The sequence below is a fragment of the Tepidimonas aquatica genome (genome assembly GCF_007556585.1).
Classification (GTDB): domain Bacteria; phylum Pseudomonadota; class Gammaproteobacteria; order Burkholderiales; family Burkholderiaceae_C; genus Tepidimonas; species Tepidimonas aquatica.
In genome coordinates, this window is sequence record NZ_VJNA01000024.1 from 1 (window position 1) to 13,638 (window position 13,638).

The window sequence follows — 13,638 nt, forward strand, 5'->3', positions numbered from 1 at the left end:
ACAACGTGGTCGCCAGCACGGCCACGGCGATGGGTATCGTCACGCTGCACTCCCCCAAGGGCGGCGCGTGGGGCGCCGCTGCCGTCGTCCATCGGGGCGCTGCCGCCTTCGCGGCTGCCCAGCAGTTGCAGCTCGGTGGCGATGATGTCCACCGTGTTGCGCTCGATGCCGTCCTGGCCGGTGTACTTGCCGTACTTCAGACGGCCTTCCACGTAGACCGGGCGGCCTTTTTTCAGGTACTCGCCGGCGATCTCGGCCAGGCGGTCGTAGAAGGTGACGCGGTGCCACTGGGTGTCTTCGACGACTTCGCCGGTGTTGCGGTCTTTGCGCCGGCTGGAGGTGGCGATGCTGACGCTGGCCACCGGTTGGCCGGAGGGCAGGTAGCGGATTTCGGGGTCGCGGCCACAGTTGCCGACGAGGATGACTTTGTTGACGGATGCCATGAGGGGGCCTTTGCTCGAGCGGTGATCGCAATAGGCCGATTGTGCATCAGCGTGGCCGCCCGGCGCACTCCCCCGTGCGGGGGAGCGGGGCGTCAGGCCGGTTGGGGCGGGCGCGCGCGGTGGTGGTGGCTGTCGCCGCGGGTGATGATGGCGTCGTCGGGCAGCACCGCGTCGGGTGCGAGCGCGGGCAGGGCGGCCACTTGCTGGTACAGCGGCGCAAAGTCGATCTCGGCCAGCCGCAGCAGGTCGTCCAGCCGATCCAGCACGAAGTAGGTCTGCTGGAAGTCGTCGATGCGGTAGCGCGTGCGCATCACGCGCGGCAGGTCAAAGCCGATGCGGTGGGGCGAGCTTGACGCCAGGCAAAAGACGCTTTCCGCCGCCGACGAAACGATGCCCGCGCCAAAGATGCGCAGCGCGCCCTGTTCGCGCACCAGCCCAAACTCGACGGTGTACCAGTACACGCGCGCCAGCATCTCCAGCGCGCCCAGGCGCTGCGCGCGCAAGCCCCCCACGCCGTAGGCCTGGATGAAGTCGGCCATCACCGGGTGCATCAGCATCGGTACGTGGCCGAAGACGTCGTGAAAGACGTCGGGTTCTTGCAGGTAGTCGAGCTGGTCGGCGCGGCGGATGAACTGCCCGGCCGGAAAACGCCGGTGGGCCAGGTGGTCGAAAAAGACCTCGTCGGGCACCAGCCCCGGCACGGCCACCACCTGCCAGCCGGTGGAGCGCATCAGCACCTCGGACAGTTGCTCGAAGTTCGGAATCCGGTCGGCCTCGATCGGTAGGCGGCGCATGCCGTCGATGAAGGCCTCGCAAGCCCGCCCGGGCAGCAGCGCCATTTGGCGGCGGTACAGCGTGGCCCAGGTGGCGTGCTCTTTGGGCGTGTAGCTCTCCCAGCGCTGGGGGATGGTCCAGTCGGGGTTGGCGGGGCGTCCAGCCTCGCCCGCCGCCCAGCCGTGCAGGGCGGTTTGGGGGGCGTTCATGGTGGGTCTCCTCGTGGGGGCGCGGCTTTTAGGCGTCGCGCGCGCCCAGGGCCGCGGCGGCGGCATCGATGAAGCGCGCCAGCGCAATGTCGCGCTCGGTCAGGCCGCCAGCGTCGTGGGTGGTCAGCACAATGTCCACCCGGTCGTAGACGTTGCTCCACTCCGGGTGGTGGTTGCGGCGTTCGGCCTCCAGGGCCACGCGTGTCATCAGCCCGAAGGCGGCGTTGAAGTCCGCCAGGCGCAGCGCGCGCCGGATGGCGTGACGCTGGGCATCGAACGTCCACGCAGGCACCTGGGCCAGGGCGGCGGTCAGGGCGGCGCCTTCGAGCTTGGTCATCGTCGTGATCCTCGTGGGGGGTCAAGCGGTTGCGGCTTCCACCTTGAGGGTGCCGCGGCGGATTTGGTCGCGCTCCAGGCTTTCGAACAGGGCTTTGAAGTTGCCTTCGCCAAAGCCTTCGTCGTTTTTGCGCTGGATGAACTCGAAAAACACCGGCCCCAGCACCGGGCGGCTGAAGATTTGCAGCAGCAGCCGCTTGTCGCCGCCCGTGGTGTTGCCGTCGAGCAAAATGCCGCGCGCTTGCAGCTCGGCCACTGGCTCGCCGTGGCCCGGCAGGCGCTCTTCCAGCATCTCGTAATAGATGTCGTTGGGGGCGTCCATCAGCGGCACGCCAGCCATTTGCAGCGCGTCGACGCTGGCCAGGATGTCGTCGGTCAGCAGCGCGATGTGCTGGATGCCTTCGCCGTTGAACTGCATCAGGAACTCTTCGATCTGGCCGTTGCCGCCGGAGCCGCCTTCTTCGTTGAGCGGGATGCGGATGAGGCCATCGGGCGCGGTCATCGCCCGGCTCTTGAGGCCGGTGTACTCGCCCTGGATGTCGAAGTAGCGGATTTCGCGGAAGTTAAAGAGCCGCTCGTACCACTGCGCCCAATAGGCCATGCGGCCGCGGTAGACGTTGTGCGTCAGGTGGTCGATCAGCTTGAAGCCGTGGCCCACCGGGTGGCGGTTGGCCGGGTCCTCGAAGCCAGGCAGGAACTCGAAGTCGATGTCATAGATGCTCTTGCCGTCTTCGAAGCGGTCGATCAGGTACAGCGGCGCGCCGCCGATGCCCTTGATGGCGGGCAGGCGCAGCTCCATCGGCCCGGTGGGGATGTCGATGGGCTGCGCGCCCAGCTCCAGCGCGCGGTAGTAGGCCTTGTGCGCATCCCGGACGCGAAACGCCAGGCCGCAGGCGCTGGGGCCGTGCTCCTGCGCAAAGTAGTACGCCAAGCTCTTGGGCTCACGGTTGATGATGAAGTTGATGCCGCCTTGGCGCCACAGCTCCACGTCCTTGGAGCGGTGACGCGCCACCAGCGTGAAGCCCAGCGCCGTGAACAGCGGCTCCAGCACGCCCGGGGTGGGGGCGGCGAATTCGACGAACTCGAACCCGCACAAGCCCATCGGGTTGTCGAAAAGGTCGGCCATGGTCGCGACTCCTGCAGTGTTGCGATTGAAAACCCGCAGCTTATGCCCGCGCGGGCACAATGGGTTTGCATCGTGCCTTGCGGGAAACCCTGCGTTGTGCAACGATATTGCGCCTTCTATTCATTTGATGTGATGATGTTGCACGCCGATCCGATCGACGCCACCGACCGCCGCATCCTGGCCCGGCTGCAGGAAGACGGCCGCATGACCAACCAGGCCTTGGCCGAGGCCGTGCACCTGTCGCCGGCGCAGTGCAACCGGCGCCACCGCCGGCTGGAGGAGCTGGGCTACATCCGCCGCTACGAGGCGCGGCTGGACGCCGCGCGGTTGGGGCTGGGGGTGACGGCGTTCGTGCACGTGACGATGGAGCGCGGCCACATCCGCGAGGTGGACCGCTTTCGCGAGCTGGTGCGCAGCATGCAACAGGTGCAGGAGTGCTACGCCGTCACCGGCGACTTCGACTACGTGCTCAAGGTCGTGGCGCGCGACCTCAAGGCGCTGTCGGACTTTTTGCTGGGCACCCTGGCGCAACTGCCCGGGGTTAACGGCGTGCGCTCCAGCGTGTGCCTGGACGAAATCAAGTGCACCAGTGCCTTGCCGCTGTCGTAGTGGCGGCCACGCCGCCGCGCCGACCTGGCGTCGCGTTATCCCCAGTCCCGCCTGGGCTGTGTTACAACACGCACCACGAGGGTGGCGGACCAATGCGTTGGTCCGACACGGAGGCTGAGCGGCTGAGCACCAACGGCCGCCCTTGGGGGAGTGCAGCGTGACGATACCCATCGCCGTGGCCGTGCTGGCGACCACGTTGTTGGTGCTGGGGTGGGCGCTGGCCGCGTGGGCCGTGGCGCAGTGGCGACGCGCCCTGCGCGACTGTGGGGCCGCCACCGAAGCGCTGACGCAGCAACAGCAGGTCTCCCAGGCCGTCGCGCAGGTGCTGCAGGCGGCGCGTGTGGCGCTGTGGGAAGCCGACACGCGCGGCGTGTTCACGCGCGTGGACGACACCGCGGCGCGCCTGATGCGGGTGACCACCACCGATTTGGTGGGGGTGCGGCGGGTTGCCGACACCCGTGACGCCGACCACCGTGACGCGCTGGCCCAGCGGCTGGCCGACGTGCTGCGCACGGGGCGGCCGCTGGTGCGCTGGCCCAACCTGGTCGTCACCGCGCAGGGTGAACCGGTGTGGGTCAGCACCACCGTCGTGGTACGCCGCGATGCCCAAGGTCGCCCCGTCGGGCTGCAGGGATGCGACCAAGACATCAACACCCGCCACCGACTGATGCTGTCACTGCAGGCCGCGGAGCGCCGCCACCGTCTGCTGACCGAACACGCGCAGTCGATCCTCTACACCATCGACTCCGAGGGGCGGTTGACCTACGTCTCGCCCAGTTGGCAGGCCCTGCTGGGCCATCGGCCCGACGAAGTCATCGGGCGCGATTTCCGACCCTTCGTGCATCCGGAGGACGTGCCGCTGTGCGAGGATTGCCTAGCGCGCACGCTGCGCGAACGGCGCGTGCTGCCGCCGCTGACCTACCGTGTCTGGCACCGCGACGGCAGCATCCGCTACCACCGCAGCGTGCTGGCCCCGGTGTTCGATGACGACGGTCGCTTGCAGACCGTGGTGGGCAACGCCACCGATGTGACCACCGACATCGAGCTGCGCGCGCAGCTGGAACGCGTGGCCACCCACGATGCGCTGACCGGGGTGGCCAACCGGCGCCTGTTCATCGAGCAGGCGCAGCGTGAAATCGAGCGCAACCGCCGCAATGGTGCGGGCCTGGGCCTGTTGATGCTGGACCTGGACCACTTCAAGGATGTCAACGACACCCACGGCCACGCCGCCGGTGACGCCGTGCTGATCGCCTTCGTGCAACGTTGCCGCGCGGCGCTGCGGCCCAGCGATGTGCTGGGCCGGCTGGGGGGCGAAGAGTTTGCCTCCGTGCTGCCGCAGGTGAGCCTCGAGCAACTGCAGGCCGTGGCCGAGCGCGTGCGCCACGAAGTGGCCCGGCAGCCCTACGCGCTGCCCGACGGCACGGTGCGGACGGTGACGGTCAGCATTGGGGCGGCCGTGGCCTTGCCGGCTGAAGATTCCGATGCCCTGCTGCAGCGCGCTGACCGCGCGCTGTACGCGGCCAAGCATGGGGGACGCGACCGCGTCGTGCTGGATCCCACAGCGCCGCCACCAGCCCCCGCGGCGCTGCCGCCGTTTCCGGCGCTGACGCGCCGCTAGCCCCGCCCCACAAAGGGCATTTTGGTGGCCATCACGGTGGCGAACAGCACGTTGGCCTGCAGCGGCAGCCGCGCCATCGTCATGAAGGTTTGCACCACCGCGTCCATGTCCATGCGCGCCTCGGGGCGCACGCTGCCATCGGCCTGCAGCACGCCCTGCGCCATCGCGGCCGTCATGTCGCTGGCCACGTTGCCGATGTCGAGCTGCCCGACCGCGATGTCGAAGGCCCGCCCGTCCAACGCCGCCGCCTTGGTCAGGCCCGTGATGGCGTGCTTGGTGGCGGTGTACGCGATCGAGCCCGGCCGTGGTGCGTGCGCCGAGATCGAGCCGTTGTTGATGATGCGCCCACCCCGTGGCGACTGCGTGCGCATCAACGCAAACGCAGCGCGCAGGCAGTAAAACGCGCCGTTGAGGTTGGTCTGCACGCTGCGGTGCCAATCGTCCAGCGTGGTGGCGTCGGGCGTGGCCGCCGGGGTGAAGACGCCGGCGTTGTTGAACAACAGATCCAGCCGCCCGTGGGTGCTGCGGATGGCGGCGAACAGGCGCTCGACCTCATCAGACTGGCCCACGTCGGCTGGCCATGGGTGGGCGCGCGCGGCGGCGGCCGCGCCGTGCCTGTGGGCAGCCTGGGTCACCGTGTCTTGCAGCGCGACCATGCGCCGGCCAGCCAGCCAGACCGTCCAGCCATCGGCCAGCAGCGCCAGCGCGCAAGCGCGCCCGATGCCGCTGCCGGCGCCGGTGACCAGGGCGATGCGGGGGGAAGGTTGTGCAGGCGTGTCCATGACCGCATTGTGGCCCAGCCAGTGCCTGGGCGGTAGCGCGACGTGGCCATCTGTCGGCACAATGGGGGTTGTTGACCCACGAGGCGCATGCCATGGAACTCGACTCGCCCGATGTCCTGCACCCTCCCGGCTCGGCCCTGCCCGCGGCCGTGCAGCCGCGTACGGCGGCTGAACTGTGGGCCGCGCCGGGCAGGCGCGTCCGCTGGGCGAGCTGCTGGTGGAGCGTGGCGTGGTTGGGGCGTCCCAGCTGCGCCAAGCCATCGCCGCCTGGTTGGGGCACTGTGTCGTCGACGCCACGCACTACGCGTTCGACGCCGCCGCGCTGCCGCTGGCGCCGCGCGCGTTGGCCGAGCGCGAGTCGGTGGTGCCGCTGGCGCTGCGGGGGGAGGAGTTGGCCGTGTTGATGGCCGACACGTTGGACCACGCGCTGCTGGATGAGTTGCGGTTTTTGACGCAGCGGCGCATCGTGCCGGTGCTGGCCGCCGCGGGCACGCTGCCCGCGGTGCTGTCGCGCGCGTACGACCAGCCGCCCGCGCCGCCCACACCCGACCTGGCCACGAAGGCCAGTGCCGGGGCGCGGGCCCGGCCGGCGGCGCGCGAGCTGCTGGCCGATTTGCAGCAGGCCGCCGACGTGGGCACGGAGCCGCAGGCCGACGTGGTCAGCGAATCCGACAACACGCTGGTGCGGCTGGTGCACACCATCATCGAAGAGGCCATCGCGCACAAGGCGTCGGACATCCACATCGAAACCGAGCCACCCCCGAAGCCCGTGCGCGTGCGCTTGCGCATTGACGGCGAGCTGGTCAAGTACCTCGAGATCGAGGCGCGCTTTCGCCACGCGCTGGTCGCGCGCATCAAGATCATGGCGGGCATGGACATCTCCGAGCACCGCAAGCCGCAGGACGGCAAGATCGACTTTGCGCGCTTCGGCGGGCCACGCACCGAGCTGCGCGTGGTGACCGTGCCCACCGCCGGCGGCCTGGAAGACGTGGTGCTGCGCCTGCTGGCAGGCTCCAAGCCGATGCCACTGGACACCATCGGGCTGGCCGCGCGCGACCTGGCGGCGCTGCGGCGCATGGCGCTCAAGCCCTACGGGCTGATCCTGGTGTGCGGGCCCACCGGCAGCGGCAAAACCACCACGCTGCACTCGCTGATCGCCGACATCAACACCGAAAGCCGCAAGATCTGGACCGCCGAGGACCCGATCGAAATCACCCAGCCGGGGCTGCGCCAGGTGCAGGTCAACCCGCGCATCGGCTGGACGTTCGCGGCGGCCATGCGCACCTTCTTGCGCGCCGACCCCGACGTCATCATGATCGGCGAGATGCGTGACGAGGAAACCGCCCGCATCGCGGTGGAGGCGTCGCTGACCGGCCACCTGGTGCTGTCCACGCTGCACACCAACAGCGCGCCGGAGAGCATCACGCGGCTGCTGGAAATCGGCATCGATCCGTTCAACTTTTCCGATTCGCTGCTGGCCATCCTGGCGCAGCGGCTGGTGCGGCGGCTGTGCAAACAGTGCGTGCGCACGCGGCCGGCGCGCGATGACGAACTCGAAACCCTGGCCGTGCATTACCTGGAGCCGACGACGCCGCCGGGCCAGGCGCCCGACGTGGGCGCGCAAATCGACCGCTGGCGCCAGCAGTACGGGGTGGACGAAGGTGGGCGGCGCATCGTGCGCGCCTACGACCGGCAAGGTTGTCCGGCCTGCGACGGGCGCGGCTACAAGGGCCGGCTTGGGCTGTACGAACTGATGCTCAGTGACGACGCAATCCGCCACCACATCCGCCACCGCAGCCCGGCCGGCGACATCCGCGCCAGCGCCTTGGCCGCCGGTATGCACACGCTGCGCCAGGACGGCATCGACAAGGTGCTGGCGGGCCTAACCGACCTGGCCGAGGTGATCGCGGCGACCAACGTCTGACGCCGGCTGCCTACAATGGGTGCCATGCTGCGCTACGTCACCATCCCCGTCACACCGTTTGCCCAAAACTGCTCGCTCGTGTGGTGCGACGCCACGCGTGACGCCGCGGTCATCGACCCGGGGGGTGACCTCGACGACGTGCTGACCGAGGCCGAACGTCGGGGCCTGACGCTGCGTGCCATTTGGCTGACGCACGCGCACATCGACCACGCCGGCGGGGCGGGCGAGCTGGCGCAGCGCCTGGGGGTGCCGATCATCGGCCCGCACCCGGGGGACCAATTCTGGATCGACGGCCTGCCGCAGCAGGCGCGCATGTTCGGGTTTGCCCCAGCGCAGCCGTTTGCACCGACGCGCTGGCTGCACGATGGCGACACCGTGCAGGTGGGCCAGTGCACGCTCCAGGTGCGCCACTGCCCCGGTCACACGCCCGGGCACGTGGTCTTTTACAGCCCCGAGGCCAAGCGTGCGTTCGTGGGCGACGTGCTGTTCGCCGGCAGCATCGGCCGCACCGACTTTCCCGGCGGCAACCACCAGCAGCTCATCGACAGCATCACGCAACGCCTGTGGCCGATGGGGGACGACACGGTGTTCATCCCCGGCCACGGGCCCGAGAGCACCTTTGGCCACGAGCGTCGCACCAATCCCTTTGTCGGCGGCACCTGACGCGCGCCCCGGTGCGGGCGCACACCCGCTCGCCCGCAGGCGTCAGCCGGCGCGGCGCGCCTGCTCGTACAGCGCCTCGACCTTGGGGATGTTGGCTTGCAGGTCACGGATGCGGCTGGGGCCGCTGGGGTGGGTGGACAAAAACTCCACCCCGTTGTTGCCGGTGACCTGCGCCATCTTGCGCCACAGCTGCACACTGGCGCGTGGGTCGTAGCCGCCGCGCGCGCCCAGCTCCAGCCCCACCAGGTCGGCTTCGGTTTCGTCGTCGCGGCTGTATTTGAGGCTGAGCAGCTGCGTGCCAAGGTCAGCAGCCAGCCGCCCCAGGTCGCCCAGCCCCAGCAGCTGCGCGCCCAGCGACAGGCCCAACCCCGTGGCCTGCGTCTTGGCGATGCGCTCGCGCGCATGCTCACGCAGCGCGTGCGCCATTTCGTGCCCCATGACCATCGCCGCCTCGTCGTCGCTGAGCTCGAGCTGATCCAAAATGCCGGTGAAAAACGCGATCTTGCCGCCCGGCATGCAAAAGGCATTGATCTGCTTGCTGCCGATCAGGTTGACTTCCCAGCGCCATTGGCGCGCGCGCTCGTTCCACGGCAGCGCGTGCGGCACCAGCCGTTGCGCGATGGCGCGCAGGCGGCGCACCTGGGGGTGGTCGACCGGGGCCAGCGCCCCTTTGGCGCGGGCCTGGGCCAGCAACTGGGCGTACTGCTGCGCGGCGGCCGCTTCCAACTGGTCCGCCGGCACCAGCGTGCGCAGCTTGGACGGCGGCCCCACGTCCACCTGCGCCAGCGCGGGCGGCCACCACGCCAGCCCCAGGCCGAGCGTGGCCGCCCCTTGCAAAAAACCCCGCCGCGCCAGCGGGCTGCGTCGCGCCATGCACATCCAGCACATGCGCACATCATAGGCACAATGGCGGGCGTGTGCGCGGCCACCCCCGTGGTATGCCGCCGCCCTCTCCTCTTGCGCTGCCTCTGTGTGCCCACCCATGCCCAACGCCCCTGCTGCCCACGCCTCCCCCGCTGCCGACGGCGCCGCGCCACCGTGGTGGCGCCTGTGGCGCGACTGGCGGCTCGTGGCCATGCTGGCGTTGGGGTTTGCTGCCGGCTTGCCGTTGCTGCTGATCTTCTCGTCGCTGTCGCTGTGGCTCAGCGAAGCGGGTGTCGAGCGCCGCGCGGTGACGATGTTCAGTTGGGCGGCGTTGGCGTACTCGTTCAAGTTTGTCTGGGCGCCGTTGGTGGACCGGCTGCCCCTGCCATGGTTGACGCGGCGGCTGGGGCGCCGCCGCGCTTGGTTGTTGCTGGCGCAACTGGGCGTGATCGGCGCCATCGCGGGCATGGCGGCCACCGATCCGGCCGCGGGTCCGGCGGCGCTGGTGCGCATGGCGCTGCTGGCCACCTTGCTCGGGATCATGGCGGCCACGCAGGATATCGTCATCGACGCCTGGCGCATCGAAATCGCGCCGCCCGAGCGGCAAGGGCTGTTGTCGGCGGCGTACATCGCCGGCTACCGGTTGGGCATGATCGTCACCGGCGCCGGCGTGCTGGTGCTGGCCGCGGCCTGGGGCTCGGCCAAAGGGGCTTACGCCTACCCCGCGTGGGCGGCGGCCTACGCCGTGGCCGCGGCGGCCATGCTGGTGGGGGTCGTCACGACGCTGCTGGCGCCAGAGCCGGCGCAGCCCGTGGACGTGCCGCCGCAACCGGCCGCCGAGCACGCGCGGCTGCTGGCGGTGTTTGCCGCCGCGGTGGCGGTGCTGGTGGCGGCGTTTGCCGGCCTGGGAGCGGTGTACGAAGCGCTGGGGTGGGCGGACGCCACCGCCCTGCCGGCGCTGCTGCTGGAGGCGCTGCGCCTGGGGGTGGCGCTGGTGGCGGCCTTTGGCGTCGGGGCGCTGCTGGTGCGCGCGGGGCTGGCCAGCCGGGCGGCGGCGCTGCAGACCTGGGTCGAACCGGTGCAGGCGTTTTTTGCCCGCCACGGGGCGCGCGACGCGTTGCTGCTGCTGGCGCTCATCGGCGTATACCGCATCGCCGACATCGTGCTGGGCGTCATCGCCAACGTGTTTTACCAGGACCTGGGCTTTTCCAAGCCCGACATTGCGGCGGCGGTCAAGACGTTTGGCGTCGTCGTCAGCATCGCGGGGGGCTTCGTTGGCGGGGTGCTGGCCACGCGCTGGGGGGTGCTGCGCACGCTGTGGTGGGGCGCGGTGCTGGCGGCGCTGACCAACCTGGGGTTCGTGGCGCTGGCGCTGGCCGGGCCGGTGCGCGCCGGCCTGTACGCCGTGGTGGCGGCGGACAACCTGGCCGCCGGGGTGGCCAGCGCGGCCTTCGTGGCGTTTTTGTCCAGCCTGACGCAGGTGCGCTTCACGGCGGTGCAGTACGCCATTTTCAGCTCGCTGATGACCTTGCTGCCCAAGGCACTGGGCGGCTACGCCGGCGCGATGGTGGATGCCTTGGGGTACCCGGGCTTTTTTGTGTTGACGACGCTGCTGGGCGTGCCGGTGCTGGCGCTGGTGGCGCTGGTGCGCCGCCGTTGGGGCGCGGCGGTGGCCGACGCCTCCCCCAAATAGGGGATGGGCAGCCCCCCCCCCGAAAACGATCAAAATAACACCTGAGCGCTGTCACACGCACCCACCCCTCGATCCTGCCGTGCGGCAGATCGAGGGTGTTGTTGGGGCGGGCGCAGCGGCACCGATCCCAACGACGTCCTGATGGACTTGGGGCCGCCACGGACCAACCCCGTAGCGGCCCTCTTTTTTTGGGGCCGTGGCCCCTGGGGTGGGCGCGACGGCGTCTCAGTGGCCAGCGGCGGGGGCGCTGGCAGGTTTGGGCACCGGGCGCGGGCGGCCCTGCTCGTCGATGGCAACGTAGGTCAGTGTGGCCTCGGTCACCTTCACGCATTGGTACTGCGGGCGCTGGCGTTCGGCCCACACCTCGACCTTGACGGTGACCGAGGTGTGGCCGATGCGCTCGACGTCGGCGTAGAAACTCAGCAGGTCCCCGACCTTGACCGGCTGCTTGAAGACGAATTGGTTGACCGCCACGGTGGCGAAGCGCCCGCCCATGAAGCGTGCCGGCAGCACCGAGCCGGCCAGATCCACCTGCGCCATGACCCAGCCGCCAAAAATGTCGCCGTTGGCGTTGACGTCGGCGGGCATGGGGATGACGCGCAGCACCAATTCTTTGTCGGTGGGCAAGCCGGGCGACGGCGTGCCCGGCGGTACGATGCGGTTTGTGTCCATACCCCGAATTGTCCTGCACCATGCGTGAACGTGCGCTGCCGGCGCGTGCCTTGCCGGCCCCACCGGGCCCCCCACCCACGCCGGGCGAAGACGCCCGCACCCTGCGCCGCCTGTGGCCATACCTGTGGCGGTGGCGCTGGCGCGTGGGTGTGGCGCTGGCGCTGATGGTGGGGGCCAAGGCGGCCACGGTGGGCGTGCCGTTGCTGCTGAAGGCGCTGGTGGACGCGCTCAACCCCCTGCCAGGCCTGGGCACGCAGGGCAGCACGCTGGTGCTGGTGCCGCTGGGGCTGGTGCTGGCCTACGGTGCGTTGCGCTGGTGCGCATCGTTGCTGAGCGAGCTGCGCGAGGTGGTGATGCTGCGCGCCACCGAAGGCGCCACGCGCGCCATCGCGCTGCAGGTGTTTGAACATCTGCACGCGCTGAGCCTGCGCTTTCACCTGGAGCGCCACACGGGGGCGCTGTCGCGCGACATCGAGCGCGGCACGCGCGCCGTGCAGTCGCTGGTGTCGTACGCGCTGTACAGCGTCGTGCCGACGCTGATCGAGGTGGGGCTGGTGCTGGCGGTGCTGGCCTTCAAGTTCGACCTCGGCTACGTCGTCATCACGTTGACGGCGCTGGTGCTGTACGTGGTGTGGACGGTGCGCATCACCCAGTGGCGCACCGGCATCCGGCGCGAAATGAACGAGCTCGAGTCGGCCAGCAGCGCGCGCGCCATCGACGCTTTGCTGAACTACGAAACGGTCAAATATTTCAACAACGAGGCGTGGGAAACGCGCCGCTACGACGAGAGCCTGCAGCGGCTGCGCCGCGCGCGCGTGCGCACGCAGGCGTCGCTGTCGCTGCTCAACGCCGGGCAGCAGCTGATCATCGCGCTGGCGCTGGTGGCGATGCTGTGGCGCGCCACGCAAGGCGTGCTCGACGGCCGCATGACGCTGGGCGACCTGGTCATGATCAACGCCTTCATGATCCAGCTGTACCTGCCGCTCAATTTTTTGGGCGTGCTGTACCGCGAAATCCGCCAAAGCCTGACCGACCTTGGGCGCATGTTCGCCCTGCTGGACCGCACGCCGGAGGTGACCGACGCGGCCGACGCGCGCGAGCTGCGGCTGACGCGCGCGCCCGAGGTGCGCTTCGAGGGCGTGCACTTCGGCTACGAGCGCGCGCGGCCCATTTTGCACGGCGTGGACTTGGTTATCCCGGCGGGCCGCACGGTGGCGGTGGTGGGCCCCTCCGGCGCGGGCAAGTCCACGCTGGCGCGGCTGCTGTTTCGCTTCTTTGACGTCGGCCTGCCCGGCGACGATGCAGCGGCCCGCGCCGCTGCCGGGCGCATCACCATCGACGGGCACGATATCCGCACGCTGACGCAGGCCAGCCTGCGTCGCGCGATCGGCATCGTGCCGCAGGACACCGTGCTGTTCAACGACACCATCGAGGTCAACATCCGCTACGGGCGCCCCGAAGCCAGCTTCGACGAGGTGCGCGAGACCGCGCGGGCGGCGCACATCCTGGACTTCATCGAAAGCCTGCCGCAAGGCTGGCAGACCGTGGTCGGCGAGCGCGGCCTCAAGCTGTCCGGCGGCGAAAAGCAGCGGGTGGCCATTGCGCGCACGTTGCTGAAAAACCCGCCGATCCTGGTGCTGGACGAAGCCACGTCGGCGCTGGATTCGGCCAACGAGCGCGCCATCCAGACCGAGCTGCGCCGCCTGGCGGCGCAGCGCACGACGCTGGTGATCGCGCACCGCCTGTCCACCATCGTCGATGCGCACGAAATCGTCGTGCTCGACGGCGGGCGCGTGGTGGAGCGCGGCACGCACGCCGCGCTACTGGCCGCCGGCGGCCACTACGCACGCCTGTGGGCGCTGCAGCAAAGCACGCCCACCAGCCACTGAAGGCCGCGCCGCTGTTGTGAACCGAAAGCGCATCGT

General features: G+C 69.8%; 13 protein-coding genes. 6 read left to right on the forward strand and 7 right to left on the reverse strand.

Annotation, left to right across the window (positions count from 1 at the left end; genetic code table 11):
• From Taqua_RS09420 to hppD, 4 genes are all read right to left on the reverse strand, one after another.
• A partial coding sequence (locus Taqua_RS09420) for a single-stranded DNA-binding protein (protein ID WP_144326428.1) occupies positions 1-443 on the reverse strand: 443 nt, incomplete at its 3' end.
• A 92-nt stretch (positions 444-535) separates the two neighbouring features.
• Complete coding sequence (gene phhA, locus Taqua_RS09425; protein ID WP_144326429.1) at positions 536-1,426, reverse strand: phenylalanine 4-monooxygenase; 891 nt, start codon at positions 1,424-1,426, stop codon at positions 536-538.
• A gap of 28 nt (positions 1,427-1,454) precedes the next feature.
• Positions 1,455-1,763 carry a 4a-hydroxytetrahydrobiopterin dehydratase gene (locus Taqua_RS09430; protein ID WP_144326430.1) on the reverse strand — a complete coding sequence of 103 codons (309 nt, stop codon included), beginning with the start codon at positions 1,761-1,763 and terminating at the stop codon, positions 1,455-1,457.
• 21 nt (positions 1,764-1,784) lie between these two features.
• Positions 1,785-2,888: a 4-hydroxyphenylpyruvate dioxygenase gene (gene hppD, locus Taqua_RS09435; protein WP_144326431.1), complete on the reverse strand. Its 1,104-nt coding sequence runs from the start codon at positions 2,886-2,888 to the stop codon at positions 1,785-1,787.
• Positions 2,889-3,023: 135 nt separating this feature from the next.
• Here hppD and Taqua_RS09440 point away from each other — a divergent pair, with 135 nt between their 5' ends.
• Both Taqua_RS09440 and Taqua_RS09445 read left to right on the forward strand, forming a co-directional pair.
• Positions 3,024-3,497, forward strand: coding sequence for an Lrp/AsnC family transcriptional regulator (locus Taqua_RS09440; RefSeq protein WP_132962229.1), 474 nt, complete (start codon positions 3,024-3,026; stop codon positions 3,495-3,497).
• Between the two features lie 157 nt (positions 3,498-3,654).
• Positions 3,655-5,115: a sensor domain-containing diguanylate cyclase gene (locus Taqua_RS09445; RefSeq protein ID WP_185969602.1), complete on the forward strand. Its 1,461-nt coding sequence runs from the start codon at positions 3,655-3,657 to the stop codon at positions 5,113-5,115.
• Here the strand turns inward: Taqua_RS09445 and Taqua_RS09450 are convergent.
• Positions 5,112-5,897 (reverse strand): SDR family oxidoreductase, encoded by a 786-nt coding sequence (locus tag Taqua_RS09450; protein WP_144326433.1) that lies wholly within the window; start codon positions 5,895-5,897, stop codon positions 5,112-5,114. The two genes, Taqua_RS09445 and Taqua_RS09450, sit on opposite strands and share 4 nt — an antisense overlap.
• Before the next feature lie 175 nt (positions 5,898-6,072).
• Between Taqua_RS09450 and Taqua_RS09455 the strand changes: the two genes are divergently transcribed.
• Together Taqua_RS09455 and Taqua_RS09460 are read left to right on the forward strand one after the other, a co-directional pair.
• Positions 6,073-7,821 (forward strand): GspE/PulE family protein, encoded by a 1,749-nt coding sequence (locus Taqua_RS09455; RefSeq protein ID WP_144326434.1) that lies wholly within the window; start codon positions 6,073-6,075, stop codon positions 7,819-7,821.
• Between the two features lie 24 nt (positions 7,822-7,845).
• A complete protein-coding gene (locus Taqua_RS09460) occupies positions 7,846-8,484 on the forward strand; it encodes an MBL fold metallo-hydrolase (RefSeq protein ID WP_144326435.1) in 639 nt (212 codons plus the stop codon).
• Positions 8,485-8,526: 42 nt separating this feature from the next.
• Here Taqua_RS09460 and Taqua_RS09465 read toward each other — a convergent pair whose 3' ends face one another.
• Entirely contained in the window at positions 8,527-9,372 is an 846-nt protein-coding gene (locus Taqua_RS09465) for a M48 family metallopeptidase (protein ID WP_144326436.1), read from the reverse strand.
• 94 nt (positions 9,373-9,466) lie between these two features.
• Here Taqua_RS09465 and Taqua_RS09470 point away from each other — a divergent pair, with 94 nt between their 5' ends.
• Positions 9,467-11,041 (forward strand): AmpG family muropeptide MFS transporter, encoded by a 1,575-nt coding sequence (locus Taqua_RS09470; protein WP_185969603.1) that lies wholly within the window; start codon positions 9,467-9,469, stop codon positions 11,039-11,041.
• A gap of 225 nt (positions 11,042-11,266) precedes the next feature.
• Here Taqua_RS09470 and Taqua_RS09475 read toward each other — a convergent pair whose 3' ends face one another.
• The gene (locus Taqua_RS09475; protein ID WP_144326437.1) at positions 11,267-11,713 is read right to left on the reverse strand and encodes an acyl-CoA thioesterase; all 447 of its coding nucleotides are present in this window, start codon (positions 11,711-11,713) and stop codon (positions 11,267-11,269) included.
• A 20-nt stretch (positions 11,714-11,733) separates the two neighbouring features.
• Here Taqua_RS09475 and Taqua_RS09480 point away from each other — a divergent pair, with 20 nt between their 5' ends.
• A complete protein-coding gene (locus tag Taqua_RS09480) occupies positions 11,734-13,602 on the forward strand; it encodes an ABCB family ABC transporter ATP-binding protein/permease (RefSeq protein WP_144326438.1) in 1,869 nt (622 codons plus the stop codon).
• Positions 13,603-13,638: the final 36 nt, after the last annotated feature.